This is a genomic window from Albibacterium profundi (genome assembly GCF_042159835.1).
Lineage (GTDB): Bacteria > Bacteroidota > Bacteroidia > Sphingobacteriales > Sphingobacteriaceae > Albibacterium > Albibacterium profundi.
In genome coordinates this window covers 972994-989793 of record NZ_JBBVGT010000002.1, presented here as the reverse complement: position 1 = coordinate 989793, position 16800 = coordinate 972994, and the positions used below count along the sequence as shown (strand labels likewise).

General features: G+C 42.6%; 10 protein-coding genes. 9 read left to right on the top strand and 1 reads right to left on the bottom strand.

Annotation, left to right across the window (positions count from 1 at the left end):
- Positions 1–10: 10 nt before the first annotated feature.
- The 3 genes from WKR92_RS05780 to WKR92_RS05770 all read left to right on the top strand — a co-directional run bounded on the left by WKR92_RS05780 (position 11) and on the right by WKR92_RS05770 (position 4240).
- Positions 11–1327: a DUF4302 domain-containing protein gene (locus tag WKR92_RS05780; RefSeq protein ID WP_375556870.1), complete on the top strand. Its 1317-nt coding sequence runs from the start codon at positions 11–13 to the stop codon at positions 1325–1327.
- A gap of 168 nt (positions 1328–1495) precedes the next feature.
- Complete coding sequence (locus WKR92_RS05775) at positions 1496–3037, top strand: glycoside hydrolase family 10-like protein (RefSeq protein ID WP_375556869.1); 1542 nt, start codon at positions 1496–1498, stop codon at positions 3035–3037.
- A 3-nt stretch (positions 3038–3040) separates the two neighbouring features.
- Positions 3041–4240: an N-acetylmuramoyl-L-alanine amidase gene (locus tag WKR92_RS05770; RefSeq protein WP_375556868.1), complete on the top strand. Its 1200-nt coding sequence runs from the start codon at positions 3041–3043 to the stop codon at positions 4238–4240.
- 3 nt (positions 4241–4243) lie between these two features.
- Here WKR92_RS05770 and WKR92_RS05765 read toward each other — a convergent pair whose 3' ends face one another.
- Complete coding sequence (locus WKR92_RS05765; RefSeq protein ID WP_375556867.1) at positions 4244–4987, bottom strand: DeoR/GlpR family DNA-binding transcription regulator; 744 nt, start codon at positions 4985–4987, stop codon at positions 4244–4246.
- 277 nt (positions 4988–5264) lie between these two features.
- Between WKR92_RS05765 and WKR92_RS05760 the strand changes: the two genes are divergently transcribed.
- The 6 genes from WKR92_RS05760 (at position 5265) to WKR92_RS05735 (ending at position 16779) form a co-directional block, all read left to right on the top strand.
- On the top strand, positions 5265–6503 hold the full coding sequence (locus WKR92_RS05760; protein WP_375556866.1) for an exo-beta-N-acetylmuramidase NamZ family protein: 1239 nt from the start codon (positions 5265–5267) through the stop codon (positions 6501–6503).
- A 96-nt stretch (positions 6504–6599) separates the two neighbouring features.
- Complete coding sequence (locus tag WKR92_RS05755; RefSeq protein WP_375556865.1) at positions 6600–10061, top strand: SusC/RagA family TonB-linked outer membrane protein; 3462 nt, start codon at positions 6600–6602, stop codon at positions 10059–10061.
- A gap of 17 nt (positions 10062–10078) precedes the next feature.
- Positions 10079–11884, top strand: a complete 1806-nt coding sequence (locus WKR92_RS05750; protein WP_375556864.1) for a RagB/SusD family nutrient uptake outer membrane protein — start codon at positions 10079–10081, stop codon at positions 11882–11884.
- Between the two features lie 40 nt (positions 11885–11924).
- The gene (locus WKR92_RS05745; protein ID WP_375556863.1) at positions 11925–13364 is read left to right on the top strand and encodes a DUF4623 domain-containing protein; all 1440 of its coding nucleotides are present in this window, start codon (positions 11925–11927) and stop codon (positions 13362–13364) included.
- A gap of 95 nt (positions 13365–13459) precedes the next feature.
- Positions 13460–14920, top strand: coding sequence for a glycoside hydrolase family 10-like protein (locus WKR92_RS05740; protein WP_375556862.1), 1461 nt, complete (start codon positions 13460–13462; stop codon positions 14918–14920).
- 2 nt (positions 14921–14922) lie between these two features.
- Positions 14923–16779 (top strand): outer membrane protein assembly factor BamB family protein, encoded by a 1857-nt coding sequence (locus tag WKR92_RS05735; RefSeq protein WP_375556861.1) that lies wholly within the window; start codon positions 14923–14925, stop codon positions 16777–16779.
- Positions 16780–16800 lie beyond the last annotated feature (21 nt).

The window sequence follows — 16800 nt, the reverse complement described above, 5'->3', positions numbered from 1 at the left end:
GAAAAGAACAATGAAAAAATATGTTATATTAATTGTAATAGCTCTAATTGCCTTTTCAGGTTGTAAGGAGGATACCTTCACTCCAATTAAAGGAGAAAAACCAGAAGAACGGATGTATAAGGCGTTAGCAGAGTACGAACAAGAATTAATAAATCATGAATATGGTTGGAAAGCTTATTTGTATTCAGATGGAGGAATTGGTTCGGGTTATTACATGGAGTTCTCAGATGATGACCGTGTGAAAATGTTAGCCGATCTCGGGGAGGAGATGGCATCTGAACTACGGGAAAGTGGCTATCGATTAAAAGCAGTCATGGCACCATCTCTTCTTTTTGATACCGATAACTACATTCACATGTTGGCGAACCCAGATCCTTCGGAAGCTGGTGGAACTGCAGGATCGGGCTTTGAGTCTGATTTTGAGTTTGAATTTAGAGAACAGTCTAATGACACACTGAAACTTATCGGTAAAAAGCGGAGAAGCGAGTTTTTGTTGATTAAGGCTACGGAAGAAGAGCAGGAACTGTATTTAAATGGTGGATTTAGCGAGCGATTACAAGGTATGGTGGAGTATCTAACTGCTAATCCAAATCTGTATATTGACACTGAGAGTGATGAAAAGGTGCAACTTTCAATTAATTGGGGAATACGTGAGGCAAGCTTTGTTTGGGTGGAGTCAGGGGAGGTTAAGTCTGAGAAACAGCCTTTTGCATTTTCTGTTAATGGTATTCATTTGAAAGATACGTTGTCTTATAATGGTATCCATGTCCAAGAAGTTTTATGGAATGATGGATTTACGGCCATTACTTACGCTGGCGATGAGATGGAAGTAAAAACATCTCCAGCACCCCTTGTACCGCTATACATGCTTATGGGGACGCAATATTCAACTATGTATTTTCCACAAACTCTGATTCCAGGTGGTTCAGAAAGCTTTAATACCATGTGGAATCAGTATATTACGGATATTGGACCTGGAGCTCCTGGACGGTTCACGTTCGATTACGGCCATTTAACTGTTGAGTTTGATACGGTCAATGAACGTCTAATGTTAGGCTTTTTCGTAAGTCAGAATGGTGGTAATAGTGGTTGGACAACTTACTATCCATATAATTACACACTTGACTCTGAAGGTGTGTTTACAATGACGTTGAATGAAGATGGTATCACAGGAAGCCGCTATGATGAGGAAGAGTCTCTAACATTCATTGAAAAATTCGATGGTATGCGAATTAAGCTTGATTTTCATATTGACGGAGCGAATGTCTTCGGGAAGATCATTGATGCGGATGATCCGGACTTTTATATGATTGGTGTATTGGATTAACGGGATTTAGATACCCTTATGTTTTTGTTTCAAAGGATGCTGGCAAGTAACTTGGCAGCATCCTTTCTTTATTTAAAGCCGAGTTGTATATATAGCTTTTCTTTGCCTGTTTTTGCATAGTTGAAAAATATCATGCATCTTTGGGAAGCTTATTTAACCTATACCATTATGAAATTTCCTCTTCTTTTATCGCGCTATTTAGCGGTCGCTATTTTTATAACGAGTTTATGGGCTTGTTCATCGTCTCAAGTTCTTGTAGGTTCTGGCGACAAGAAGAGCATAGATCGTGACCTGCAAACTGGACCTGTTGATGTGCCGCGAGAGTTTAGAGCGGCATGGGTGGCTACGGTAGCAAATATTAACTGGCCAAGTAAACCTGGTCTTTCGGTTGAACAACAGCAAAAGGAGGCTATCGCATTATTGGATTCTCTAGAGAAATTAAATTTCAACGCGGTGGTCTTTCAGGTGCGGCCACAAGCGGACGCGCTCTATGCAAGTGAGCTGGAACCATGGTCTTATTATCTGACGGGTGAGCAAGGCAAAGCACCAGACCCGTTTTATGACCCTTTGGAGTTTTGGATTCGTGAGGCGCACGCCAGAGGAATGGAGCTGCATGCGTGGCTGAACCCGTATCGTGCGCATCATACAAGTAGTGGTAAGGAACCTGGCGCCACATCGATTATTCACAAGATACCTGAATCGGTGGTGCGACTGGAACAGGGTTATTGGTGGTTTGACCCATCGCTGGAAAGTACGCAAGCGCATTCGCTGGCGGTAGTGAAAGATATAGTAACTAGATATGATGTAGATGGGATTCATTTTGATGATTATTTTTATCCTTACGAGTCCTATAACGGTGGGAAGGATTTTCCTGACGATGCTAGTTGGGAACGGTATCAGCAGAGCGGCGGGAAATTGTCGCGAGCAGATTGGCGCCGGAAGAGTGTGAACGAGTTTATTCAAAAGGTATATGCGGGGATCAAAGAAGTGAAGGAGGATGTGAAATTTGGTCTTAGTCCTTTTGGTATTTGGCGCCCGGGCTACCCATCATCGATCGCAGGCATGGATCAGTATAACACGCTGTATGCGGATGCGAAATTGTGGTTGAATGAGGGCTGGGTAGATTATTTTTCGCCCCAATTGTATTGGCCAATCAATAGAATTCCACAGAGTTTTCCAGTCCTGCTGAATTGGTGGCAGGAACAGAATACGCATCAAAGGCATTTATGGCCGGGAATTAATGTTTCGGCTGGTGGGCGCGGTGAAGATGGTGCTGATGAGGTTGAAAATCAAATTATGATAACGAGAGGCATTTTATCGGAAAGCCCAGGTGTGGTGCATTGGAGTGTATCTCCGGTACTGCGAAACGACAGTTTGAAGGCTCGCTTGCTTAAGGGGGTTTACAGGCAGCAGGCATTGGTGCCGGTGACCGATTGGTTGAGTGCGCCTTCGTTAAAGAAGCCCGATGTGGAGATTGGGAAGTCGGCCGACTATGTAGATGTCCGATGGGGTGCGCCGATGAAAGGGCAATCGTTCCAGACGATTGTGTACTATCGGTATGGTAGTGCGTGGAGCTACCAGATTATGGGTGAGAAGTTTACTTCGGTGCGACTAAATCTGCGCAAGGGCGGTTCAGACTTAAATGCTGTGCAGGTGGCCTATGTCGATAAGAATGGCCGGATTGGGGACTTGACAGAAGTAGATTTGTAGGATATGAGATACTTGACTTATTCTTTCATCGTCTTTTGTAGCTTGTTATTGACTAGCACCAATCTGCATGCTCAAGATTCCCTGGAATATCGGCGACCTGTAGAATATAAAGTCGCGAAGACGGTTGGCGACTTTCCATTTTTAGAATATGGGACGGGGCAGGATCGTTTGGGCGGTGCGAAGTTAACATTTCTGGACACGGGCGTTGTGCTGAATATCATCGACAGCGTCGGCAGCCGCTATAAAGTGCGACTTTCTCGTCTGCATCATGCTTTTATACCCAAAAATAAGGTTGAGTTGACCGGTGGGTCGTTGAGCGGTGACGATATTAGTTTAACGAAGTCATGGTACGTGTCGGGCGACGAGGATTATGATTATGTGCGAATTGCACTGGATAAGAAGTTGTCCTATCGGACAATGCAGCAAATTAATCCGAATCGGATTGTGCTCGATATTTTTGGGGCTACGAGTAACACGAACTGGATTACGCAGTTACGGTCTGTGGAGGAAATCAAGAATGTTTATCATGAGCAGATCGAGGAGGATGTGTTTCGGGTTGTGGTTGAGCTGAACGGTAAGCAGCACTGGGGTTATCATATGTATTATGAGGGGAACAGTTTGGTGATGCGTGTAAAGAGACATCCAGAGCAATTTAAGATGAAGAATTTGAAGATTGCGATTGATGCTGGTCATGGTGGTTCGGCCACCGGTGCTGTGGGAAGTACAGGAGCGATGGAGAAAGAATATACATTGCTATTTGCGAAGGAATTGGAGGCTCTGTTAGATAAAAAGGGTATTGAAACTGTCATGACGCGGACCGAAGATGTGGATGTGTCTATGACGGAACGATTGACACAGCTTTTGGAAGAAGACCCGACTATTTTGATTAGTTTGCATTTGAATTCGGCTTCAAGGGAATCGGCGCAAGGGGTGAGTACATATTATCGGTACATAGGATTTAGACCGATGACAGAACACATCTTGGACAGGATGTTGGATCTGGGATTGAACGAATTCGGTAATATAGGCAGTTTCAATTTTTCGCTTAGCGGCCCTACTGAATATCCGAATTGCCTGGTAGAAATAGCCTTTATTAGTAATAAGGAAGATGAACAACGTATTATGGATCCTAAATTCCATAAGCAGGTTGCTAAACAAATCTACAAGGGGATTCGCGACTGGTTAAAGGCTAGTAAGGATTGAGGATCAAATAACGTGCACTTGATTTGCAAATTTCTCTAGGCTCTGATGCTTCGGGTCTAAATCGGTAATCAAATAGTGAATATTACTAAGGCTACAAACTTTCATTTTTTGCACGGAATTGAGCTTTTCTGCGATACTTAGCAGCGCGATTTTTTCCGAACAGCGTAGCATCGCTTTCTTAATTTGGATAATCTCCCAATCTGAATCGGTTAAGCCTTCTTCAACGGATAAACTATTCGTTCCCAATAGACATAGATCTACTTTAATTTCGGAGAGCTGATTGATGACTTGTGACCCGATGCTTACATTACTGCTTTTCGACAGTCGCCCACCAATAAGAATAACCTCCGCATGGCTCCGTTCTGCCATTTCAAGTGCTACAAGCGGACTGATGGTGAAAAAAGTGCATTGTAAATTTTTTGGAAAGGCTTTGGCCATTTCAAGCATGGTTGTGCCTCCTCCGGCAAGCACGGTCATTCCTGGCTTAATAAGTTTGGTAGTCTTTACGCCAATAATCTTCTTCGCATCCCTTGCGTATACCTCGTTTTCCTGAAAGGGGAATTGATAGGATTTTGAAAGAGCCCCACCGTATACCTTCGTGACTTTGCCGTTTTCTGCTAATTCGTTGAGGTCACGTCGGATCGTATCTTCTGATACACCCAGTTTATCGCTCATATCAGCTGATAAAACCCTGTTATGCAGATTAATCTGTTTAAGTATGTATGATTGTCGCTCTTCTTTTAGCATGATGTTTAGGCTGGTTTATGGATTAAAGATACATAAAAAAGTGTTCCCTGATAGGGAAATATTTTTTAATTGTGCGGGTTTGTGTAGGTGTATTTGCTTGGTGTGCTGCGTTTTAATGCGTTTTGTTACAAAAAGAATACGCTAGATAAGCGTTTTATCGTGCAATATTGGCCGTTTTTGAAATAAACCGTGCACAAATATGCACGATTTGTAAAATATCGTTATGTTTGTATAGAACAGAACCCGGATTATTAACCATTGTAAACAAACAATAAAGATGTTTTTAGGAAGAAAAGAGCTAATTCAGTCAGTATATGTTTCTCTCGTGTTGATAGTTTGCGCAACTTTTACGGCTTGCTCATCGGGAACCTCGGCGAAAGATCATGCGAATCAGACTTCGGAAGAAAGCACTGAAATTACACCAGGCGCTGATCAGCTCGAATTGTACCTGCCGCTTTTGGAAGGACAGAAGGTTGGAATTATGGGTAACCAGACTTCGGTAGTTGGGGATCGGCATTTGGTTGATGTTCTACTAGAGAATGAAGTTGACGTTAAGTTTGCCTTTGCACCGGAACATGGTTTTCGTGGTAAGATTGAGCGTGGCGAGAAAGTGAGTAACGACGTTGATGAGGAAACGGGATTGCCCTTGTATTCTCTGTATGGGAAAAATGAGAAAGCCGACTCTATAGTCAATTCGGTGGATGTGATGATCTTTGATCTACAGGATGTAGGTGCTCGTTTTTATACTTATATAACTTCTATGCACCGGGTTATGCAGCTTGCAGTAAACCACGGAAAGAAGGTTATTGTATTGGACAGGCCTAACCCCAACGGCGATCAAGTAGATGGACCTGTTAGAAAAGATGATAAATTTAAATCGAATGTTAGCTATCATAAGATTGCCATGATTCATGGGTTGACGGTTGGTGAGCTTGCAAAAATGATTAATGGCGAGGGTTGGTTGGAGAACGGCGAACAGGTTGATTTAACAGTCATACCGGTTAAGAACTATGATCACAGTATGAAGTATGAATTGCCGGTAATTCCATCTCCAAGTCTTCCGAATTACACATCGGTACGCCTCTATATGTCGCTTTGCTTGTTTGAAGGTACAGATGTTAGTATTGGTCGTGGTACTGATTGGCCTTTTCAGGTAATTGGGTATCCAGACCCTGTGTTCGGTGATTTTACTTTTACGCCGGGAACAAGACCGGGAATGGCTGCACATGTTGAACAGCAGGGCGAGTTGTGCTATGGTATAGACTTAAGGGACGTTGATGCTGAGAACGAAAAATTCACATTAAAATATTTACTTGATTTTTATAATAAAGCGGACTTCAAGGATGAGTTTTTTGCAAGACCCGAATTCTTCGACAAACTGGCTGGGACTGATGAGTTGAGGAAGCAGATTATTGCTGGGAAAAGCGAAGAAGAAATTCGCGCTTCTTGGAAAGAAGACTTGGATGCTTATAAAGAGATGCGTGAGAAATATCTTTTATATCCTGATTTTGAATAAATAAATAACCTAACCAATTGTATGTCCTGTTGTATTGCAGGATACAACGGTTTAAACTAAATGATGATTACAGTAAATTACTTAACAAACTAACAAATGAGCAAAGTTTTACTCTTTTCTGTTGCATTAGGTTTGATGATTTCTGCAGATGTCCCAAGGGCAAAAGCAGGAACAGTAGCAGACCTATCGACAACTGCAATCTACTCGGAGAATAGATTGAAGCAGAACACGGTACAAGGTACTGTGACTGATGAGCAAGGACCGGTTCCGGGGGTTACTGTCACCGTAGTAGGAACAAATACGGTGGTTGTAACGGATGGTGAGGGGCAGTACCGTATTGATGCTCCGGTTGGTTCAACCTTACGTTTTTCAAGTATCGGCTATAGCACAAAGGAGGTTGAGGTCTCCTCGGCGACGCTGAATGTTATATTAGAAATGTCACACAGTTCCTTAGAGCAGGTAGTTGTTGTGGGTTACGGTACACAAAAGAAGGAGCACTTAACAGGAGCGGTTTCATCTGTAAATGTTGAAGAGGTATTGGGAAGTAGACCGATTCCGGATGTAGGTAGAGGTCTACAAGGTACCGTACCTGGGCTTTCCATAGTGGTGCCGAGTGGCGAAGTGGGTTCAGACCCAGTAATGAAAATCCGTGGTCAGATTGGCTCAATAGCAGGTTCGAGTAACCCATTGATTTTGGTTGACAACGTTGAGATACCAAGTATCCAAATGATCAATCCCAATGATATTGAATCGATCAGTGTGTTGAAAGACGCAGCTTCTACTTCGATTTACGGTGCTAAAGCAGCTTTCGGGGTGGTATTGATCACTACAAAGAAGGGTGCTAAGGTAGATGGTAACGAAGTTTCATATTCAACGAATCTTTCGTTTCAAAGTCCGTTTAAAGAAATCGACATTGCTGGGATTGACGGTTTGGAGTATACGCTGGAAGCACATGAAAATATGAAGGCAAGCGGTGCAGCGGGCGGTTTTTGGCGTGTAAGCAGGGAGAGTTTTGAAAAGATCAAAGAGTGGCAAACCTTATACGGCGGCGTTGTTGACTACGACGATCCGGTTGTCTATGGGAGAGATTGGTATTATGATGGAGTGGATAAATTCGGTGTACGGATTTATGACCCAGTGAAAACAATGATTAAGGATCATGGCTTTTCTCAGAAACATAATATTAGCCTGAACGGTAAAAAAGAAGATACAAAATATAACTTTAGTGTTGGATATTTAGGTCAGGAAGGAATGATGAAGCCTGCTAATCATGATGATTTTAAGAGATTTACTTCCAATCTGAATGCTTCAACGGCAGTGAATGACTTTTTAACCCTGCGCGGTGGTGCACGGTTCACCGATGGTACTAAACGCTATGCGAATTCGGCGACTGGCTTTGGAGCTGACCCTTGGTTGTACTTGTACAGGTGGAGCCGTTTGTTCCCAACAGGTGTTACAGAATTAGGAGAGGAAATAAGAGACCCCTATTTTGATACGAAGAATGCCAATGATGCGATTCAGCAAGATCGGTATCTCAATTTGAACTTAGGGACAACGGTCGACTTTACAAGTAACTGGAATTTGATCGCCGATTACTCATACACGGCAGAATTTGATAGGTTTACGAGCTCGATGCCGCGGATGGACGGTGCCTTCCACTGGTATGCACCACAGGAATGGTATGATGAGGAAGGAAATCGTGTGTATGTTGATGAAGCGGGAAATAGAGTTGAGGACGGTGGTGTGGCCGGCTATCGTTTTCCAGTAACTGAATATGTAGGGAAGAATGATACATATTTCTATCAAAATTCATTTAACTCAGCTAAACACACCTTTAATGCGTATTCAACTTATAACTTGAGTTTGCAAGATAATCACGAACTTAAATTTATGTTGGGTACGAATATGGTGGCGTATAAATGGAATAGTCATTCATCACGTCGTACGGATTTAATTAACCCAGAAAACCCCCAGTTTCCATTTACGGTAGGTACAGCAGAGGTAGGTGGTGGAGCAAACTGGGAATCACAAGTCGGCTTTTTTGGACGTGCTAATTATGCTTTCATGGATAAATATCTCTTAGAAGCAAATTTACGTTATGACGCAACATCGAAATTCCCTAGTCATTTGCAATGGAAATGGTACCCGTCGTTCTCGGCTGGTTGGATATTGACCAATGAAGATTTTATGCAGTCCCTCAATCCAATTTTAAGCTTTGCGAAGCTTAGAGGGTCTTGGGGCAGCATTGGTGACCAATCGGTGTCTAATTCACTTTATTTACCGACGATGGGCATTGGACAGAATTCTTGGTTGAGTAGTTCTGGTGAACAATTTTTTCAGTTAGGCACTCCTGCACCTGTTTCAATGGGCATTACTTGGCAGGATATTGAACACTTGAACTTGGGTGCGGATTTGCGTTTCTTTAACAACCGTTTGGGCATTACAGCTGAGTGGTTTCAACGCGATACGCGAAATATGATCATCTCTGGAGAAGATTTACCTGCAGTTTATGGAGCAAGTGCACCACAGGGGAACTACGGTAACTTGAGAACCAAAGGTTGGGAGTTGGCAGCCGATTACAGCCACTTATTCGAAAATGGTCTTCGGCTTACATTCAATGCAAACATTTCGGATGCGACTACGGTGATTACGAAAAGTGCAGATTGGAACACGCCATGGGAAAATAGACTCATAAGCAGCACTTTTGCCACTGGAAAACGCTATGGTGATATTTATGGATTCGTTACAGATCGTTTATATCAAAAAGAAGATTTTGTATATGATGCAGATGGAAATATGCAGCAAGTAACGATTGTTTATGAGGGAGGTGCTAAAGTAACCAACCAGTTAGCCGGCGATAACCCAGTATATCAAACTTACTTTGAAGATGGTAACCAGGTGATGTTAATTAGTCCTGGAGACGTGAAGTTTGTGGATGTGAACGGTGATGGATACATTGATGCAGGTAATGGAACCTTCGGTGACCCGGGAGATCGTGTGGTGATCGGAAACTCAACGCCGCGATATCAATACGGTTTCCGTGTTGGAGCAGATTTTAAAGGTTTTGATTTGTCTGTATTCCTACAAGGTGTAGGAAAAAGAAAAATTTGGGGTAACGGACAGCTTGCTACGCCAGGCTACCATGTTAAAGATGGAGCGATGCCGCAGGCGATTGCAGAAGATTTCTGGAAAGAAGACAGAACCGACGCGTTCTATCCTAGGGCTTGGAACCTAGGAGGAGCTAATAGTGGCTTTGTAATGAGACCGCAGACTCGCTACCTATTAGATATGTCTTATCTGAAAATCAAGAATATTACTTTCGGATATGCTCTTCCACAAAATATATTAAGAACTATAAAACTGTCGCGAGCCCGTGTTTATGTTTCATTGGAGAACATGTTCACCTTTGATAATTTACGTGGACTTCCGATTGATCCGGAGGCAATTTCGGGTCACTCGTTGCTAACAGATAATAATGGTAATTACAATCTGGGACGAACGAGTATGTCAAACCCAGCCTTTAAATCGGCTTCGTTTGGTATTCAAATAGGTTTATAATTTTAAAAGATAGTAAAATGAAAATCAAGCATATAATAATCGGATTTTTAACTCTTGCACTCGGCGGGTGTACGGAGTATTTAGACAGACCGCCGCTGACAGCATTTACCGATGAAACGGCATGGGAAACCGAGGATAATGTTCGAATGTATGCGAACAAATACTATCCGAGCTTCTTCACGGGATATGGGACTGGGTATGGCTATAGCGGCGCAGCCCTAATGGGTTTCACTTTTAGCGATGATGCAGTCAATCTGGGTCGCCAAGGTAATTTTACGCGGGCAGTGCCCAATACAGGTGCCTGGAGTTATACTCTGCTTCGGTCGATTAATCTTATGATTGATCGGGTAGAGAATAATATGGCGGATAAGCTGGAAGAAGAGGCTTATCTCCATTGGATGGGAATCGGTCGTTTTTTTAGAGGATTTCGGTACTCTCAACTGGTATTCCAATATGGGGACGTTCCTTATTATGATCATGTGGTGAGCGACATCGATTTAGATGATTTATACAAGCCGAGAACACCAAGAAATGAAGTGATGGACGCAGTGTACGAGGATTTTAAATTTTCATTGGAAAATGTGAGGTTGAATGATGGGGACCAGACTGTAAATAGATACGTAGTAGCAGGTATAGTGTCGAGATTAGCGCTTCACGAAGGGACCTGGCAAAAGTATTACTATAATAATAATGAGCAAGCGAGGAAATTCTTTGAGTTAGCTGTTGAAGCAGGGAATATGGTGAAAAACAGTGGTAGATATGATATTGTTACTGACTATCGCAGTTTATTCGCTTCAAATGACTTGAAAGGTAATCCTGATGTACTGTTGTACAGGCACTATGATGCCGCAGTTGGTGTTACACATGCTATTGCTACCAATTCGAACCTAACAGAATCATTGATTTTCGGTCCGTCGACTGACTTGATCAAATCATACATTTGTCAGGATGGTGAGGTTTGGCAGAATTCTGATGTGGAAGATCCGTCTAATTTTGAAATTGAGAACCTAATGAAAACAAGGGATTCACGGTTTGAAGCATCTTACCACATTGAACCACAGTCAAGAAATCGGGGTTCACTTCTTTATATCACTAAATTCATACCCCGTGATATTGAAGAAAGCGTAGCAGCGGGTGGTCCGGTACCTCCAGAGTTTTTAAGTGCCGATAATGTTACAGATTATCCTGTATTGAGATATTCAGAAGTATTGATCAACCTAATTGAGGCGAAAGCAGAATTGGCAACCGTAGGTGGCGCTGCGGTAACTCAGGGAGATTTGGACGAAACGATCAATAAAATACGCGAAAGGCCTTTAGCAGCTCAAGCAATAGAGAGGGGTGTAGAAAAAACAGCTCCGCTGGTTTTGGGTGAATTGCCTCAAGACCCTGCTCGTGATCCTGAAGTGTCTGCGCTCTTGTGGGAAATTAGGAGGGAACGCAGAATGGAGTTTGCGTTCGAGGCTTCTCGTATTGCCGATTTGGAGCGTTGGCATAAACTTGATTACATGGATACCGACGCTCATGCCGATTTACTATCGGGTTCTTGGGTGAACTTCCCTGAAGAGTTGAGTTCAGAGTTGGAGCCTGCAAATATCGGTGAAATATCGGTAGTAGGTTTGGACGGTTCAATTACGGTATATAATGGTAGTAACGGTGACGAAATGGAAGGGTTTTATAGACATACCAGTAACGAAGGGCGCTTGCCGTTTCTGAATCAACCGAATATAAACCCATATCTGGCGCCGATAAGTAAATCTGAGATGGATGAATATGCTACAAGAGGATATGAGTTGAAGCAGACGGAGGGGTGGCCGCAGAATTAATCGGACATGCTAGAATGATTATTTTTAGAAATTGACAGATATGAAAACATTATATAATTTTCCAAAATGGGGACGACTACTATTTGTATTGATAGGCATGGTAGTGCTCAACTCATGCTCCGAAGACTTTCCGGAGAACATTGAGTCATCAAAGATGGTCGTATTGAAGTCGATCAAGATTTTAAATGCGGGCGCCGATGGCTCGACAGTAATAGAAGGTGTAATCGATGAAAATAAGAAAACAGTTTCGTTCCCACGGGTAGATCCAGAAACCGATGTGTCTGCACTTCAATTTGAAGCAGTAACCTCAGAGGGCGCATCCTTAGAGAAGAATACATATGCATTTCCTTTTGATGAAGGAAGTGATTCAAGAACAATTACGATTAAAGTGATAAACGAACCAAGATATCGCGAATATTTGGTGACTTTACGTTTACGAGTTCCTGTATTTGGTGCGGATTTCAGTAAGCCAAATATTATTGACCATACCAACAATGACTTAGGAAGCCCGGTTTATCCTGAATTTACGGGGATGGTGACACGGGGGTCAGGTTTCGATGGTGAACATGTATTGGTTGTTACCCGGAAGGATAAACCAGTTCAACCTCATTTATTAAGCGTTGCAGATTTGAAAAACAATGATATTAACCCAATACCGTTGAATATGACAGGTGTTAGCGGCGGTACGTATACAATTAACATGGGTGCGCAAGTAAATGGTCATACCTATATTGCAAACTTATCAGGCGGTACAGCGGCAAGCCCTTTGAATATTTACCATTGGGATGACCCAAGCGCGGCGCCGCAGCGTATTGCCAACCTGGATTTGTCGACTGTATCAGGTTCTGGCGGACGTCATGGTGATAATATGTCGGTTAACCTAGATGAAAACGGGAACGGCTACATCTTCTTCGGAGACAATGCGGGTAACAAAGGCTTGAGATTGCAGGTCACCGGTTATACAACGATTTCTAGTCCGGCAGCATTTGCTATTTCGCCGGCTGCGCAAGCTTGGGCTACTTGGACCCAAGTTGGAAATACAGGTAACTATCTGTACTCTTCACATTCTTCACCAATAAGTGTAGTGAACGCTGGTGGTACAAAATCGTACACAATGGGCAGTACAACAATTCCGATTCGGAGTTCAGATCCACGTGTGTTTAACTTTAATGGTAAACGTTACTTAATGGCTACCACTGCTGCCCGCGCAGCGGGAGAACCGGTAGTTCTATCTGTATACGATATATCGAATGGAGGTGATATTGTTGAGGCACTCAATATCTTTGAAGCGTTACCTGAACGTAATCCGGTTTATGAATACTCTCTTCTAGGGCCAAATAATTCGGCTCCTTCAACGCAGACAGCTTTTAATATTATAAAAGATGAGGAAGGCAATGACCAAACTCTCGTTTTATACACAGCATCAACAGATGCAGGCTTTGTAATCATTGAATTCCCGAGAATGGAGCTAGACGATTAGTTGGGGTTAATAGGTGATATACCGATTGGGCTAGATGAACGTATCAAACTCAATCGGTATTTAATAATATCGATGAAAGAAATAGTAAAGTATACATGAAAAGATTTGCACTTTATTCGATAGCATTTTTATTGTTCTCGATTTTTCTTGCCTCCTGTAAAAAGGATGATATTAATCCGGAGCCTATAGAGCCTGACCCGCCGGTAACTGAAGATGAGCTTGTTTTTCCGAAAAAGGAGATGCGCGCGGTTTGGGTTACTACGGCATGGGGTTTGGATTGGCCACAAAGTGATCATAATATTGAGTCACAGAAGCAACAATATATAGATTATCTAGATCGGTTTAGTGAATTAAATATCAACGCAATCTTTTTCCAAGTGAAAGGGATGGGCGATGCATTTTATGATTCACCATTCGAGCCTTGGAGTGTTGCGATTACTGGAGTTCGTGGTCAAGATCCGGGGTATGATGTGTTGAAGTTTATGATAGATGAAGCACACGCTAGAGGTATTGAATTTCACGCTTGGTTGAATCCTTATCGTATAGCGACACGCGCAAATACGGGGACTTCTTATCCTGCTTTACATAGTTCCATTGAACCTGAATGGGTAGTTAGCCATGAAAAAATACAAATATACAATCCGGCGCTTCCAGAGGTGAGAGAGCGTTTGGTTGCTATTGTAAAAGACTTGATATCTAAGTATGAGGTTGACGGTGTTCATTTCGATGATTACTTCTACCCCGCCCCATCTGCGGCTGGACAAATGGTTTCGGATCAATCCGATTATGAAGAATATGGCGCCGGATACAATTCAATAGAAGATTTCAGGAGAAGTAATGTTGACAAGGCAATTGAAGCCGTTCATAATATGATTGTAGGTACAAAGCCAGAAGTGGTGTTTTCTGTATCGCCTGCGCCAGGACGGGATTATAATTATAATACAATGTTTGCCGACGTAGTCAAGTGGAATCAAGAAGGTTGGGTAGATATTGTTATACCTCAGCTATACCAGGAGATCGGTAATCAGTATAATGACTTTCAAACGAATTTAGGATGGTGGTCACAGTATAACTATAAAGCGGCTTTGATGATTGGCCATGGTTACTATAAGTTTGGTGACCCTACAGCACCTGCGGCTTTTCAATCCGCGTCCGAATTGGAAAAGCAATTTGACTTGACTCGGCGTAACAAGAAGGTAATTGGCAATGCGATGTATAGTGCACGGTATATCATGCTTAACAGAGTGGGTGTAACCGACAGATTAGCTGCTATTTATGACAAGCCTGCTGTGATGCCATTTGTGGGTCGCTCGGTTCTTCCTGCCCCAACTCCAGCGACCGGTGTTAAATTAGACGGCAGTAAGTTGACATGGAGTACATCAGGTGATGTAAGGTCGGTTGTTTACTATTTTTCTGACCTTTCTGAGGAAGGCGAAGTGTTTGCCATAACTGAAGACACAAGTATTGATGTCGGGTCGAATGGTCATTACGCTGTTTCGACCATTAATCGTGATCACGTTGAGAGTAAACCATCTGAAGTTATCGAAAAGAAATAAATATGAAACGGGTATTACTTCTCAGCTTGACGTTTTGCTGCTTTCTTTTATTCGGAGAAGTGCTTGCCCAACCTTTCAAGTTTGCGCATGTAACCGACACGCATATTGGAGGAAATACAGCTGCAGAAGATTTGAGAAGAACCATTCAGGATATCAATAAAAATTCGGAAATCAAGTTTGTTTTAATAACGGGTGATATTACAGAGTTTGGGTCTGATGAGGAGTTGACTTTGGCAAAACGAATGTTAGATAGCTTGGAACGACCTTGGTACATTGTGCCAGGGAATCATGACGCGAATTGGTCTGAAAGCGGTGGCAACAGTTTCAGGGAAATTTTCGGATCAGAGACGTTCGAGTTTAAATATAATGGTTATCAGTTTATCGGGACGAATTCAGGGCCTAATATGCGAATGAGTCCCGGACAGGTTCCTAGAGAAAATTTGGTATGGATGGATTCGGTGTTCCGTGCAGCGGCGAACAATGATATGCCGCTGATTTTTATTAACCACTATCCTCTGGATGATGGGTTGAATAATTGGTATGAGGTGATTGATCATTTAAAAACTAGAAATATACAACTTGCTTTATGTGGTCACGGGCACAATAATAAGGTGATGAGTTTTGAAGGTATTCCGGGTGTTATGGGTCGGTCTAACTTGAGGGCGAAAGATAGCGTCGGAGGCTATAATGTTGTAACGATACAAAACAATGAAGCGGTATATGCAACTCGGATTCCGGGGGTGATAACTAAGGAGCCTTGGACGAGGGTAAAGTTGACGGATCATCGTTTTAGCAAGGTAAAAAATGAATGGCCTAGACCAGACTTTTCCGTTAACGAACGTTATGATAATGTAAATGTAGAATGGGAATATCAGGATGATAACGATTTAGGGACGGGGCTGGTAATTTATAAAAACTCGGTTATTACAGCGAATACGAAAGGCGCAGTGTATGCTCTTGATTTGAAGAATGGCAGGAAGCTTTGGTCGTTCCAGACGAATGGGAAGATTTACTCGACCCCGGCTGTTTCTGGCGACTATGTAGTGGTAGGTTCGTCGGACGGGAATATCTATTGTTTAAACGCAAGAACTGGTCAAGAAAATTGGATCATAGAAACAGATAAGGCTGTATTAGGTTCACCTATAATAATAGATAAAACGGTCTATATAGGAGGATCTGATAATCATTTTAGGGCATTGAGCCTAAAAGATGGCCGGGTGAAGTGGGATTTCGAAAGGGTAAAAAATTATATCTCGTCGACGCCGTTGTTTTCTGAAGGGAGGCTCTATTTTGGAAGTTGGGGTAACGATTTTTACGCTCTGGATGCGAGAACAGGGATTCAAGAATGGGAATGGGATAATGGCCATACGAATCGGATGTTATCAGCGGCCGCGGTGGTGCCGGTTGAAGCTCATAATCGGATTTTCATTGTTGCCCCGGACCGGTATATGACGGCATTGAATGCTACAACAGGTGATGTCATTTGGCGGGAGAAGAAGGATAGCATTCGAGTTCGTGAATCGATCGGCTTAGCGGAGGACAAAGAGAAAGTATATATAAAAACGATGGATGGTGACCTCTTTGGTGTGTCGACCCGCGCGGACAATATGGATATTATTTGGGAGTCGGAACTGGATCTTCCTTATGAGTTAACACCTTCTGCAATTGTTGAGCATAATGGACTTGTATTTGTTCCAAGTCACAGTGGGTTGGTAAGCGCAGTGAATGCTGATAATGGAGCGGTTGAATGGCAATATAAAATATCCAATGCCATGGTTAACCCAATCACGCCGTATGGAAAGAATAAGATATTGGTGAGTTCAATGGATGGTACTATTTTTTGTTTAAAATATTATTAGGTCTTATAAGACAGAATACCT

Bases quoted from the DNA above. Each gene is read 5' to 3' on its own strand.
- WKR92_RS05775 (WP_375556869.1), top strand. From the start codon at position 1,496: ATGAAATTTCCTCTTCTTTTATCGCGCTATTTAGCGGTCGCTATTTTT.
- WKR92_RS05770 (WP_375556868.1), top strand. From the start codon at position 3,041: ATGAGATACTTGACTTATTCTTTCATCGTCTTTTGTAGCTTGTTATTG.
- WKR92_RS05745 (WP_375556863.1), top strand. From the start codon at position 11,925: ATGAAAACATTATATAATTTTCCAAAATGGGGACGACTACTATTTGTA.
- WKR92_RS05765 (WP_375556867.1), bottom strand. From the start codon at position 4,987: ATGCTAAAAGAAGAGCGACAATCATACATACTTAAACAGATTAATCTG.
- WKR92_RS05755 (WP_375556865.1), top strand. From the start codon at position 6,600: ATGAGCAAAGTTTTACTCTTTTCTGTTGCATTAGGTTTGATGATTTCT.
- WKR92_RS05760 (WP_375556866.1), top strand. From the start codon at position 5,265: ATGTTTTTAGGAAGAAAAGAGCTAATTCAGTCAGTATATGTTTCTCTC.
- WKR92_RS05750 (WP_375556864.1), top strand. From the start codon at position 10,079: ATGAAAATCAAGCATATAATAATCGGATTTTTAACTCTTGCACTCGGC.
- WKR92_RS05780 (WP_375556870.1), top strand. From the start codon at position 11: ATGAAAAAATATGTTATATTAATTGTAATAGCTCTAATTGCCTTTTCA.
- WKR92_RS05740 (WP_375556862.1), top strand. From the start codon at position 13,460: ATGAAAAGATTTGCACTTTATTCGATAGCATTTTTATTGTTCTCGATT.
- WKR92_RS05735 (WP_375556861.1), top strand. From the start codon at position 14,923: ATGAAACGGGTATTACTTCTCAGCTTGACGTTTTGCTGCTTTCTTTTA.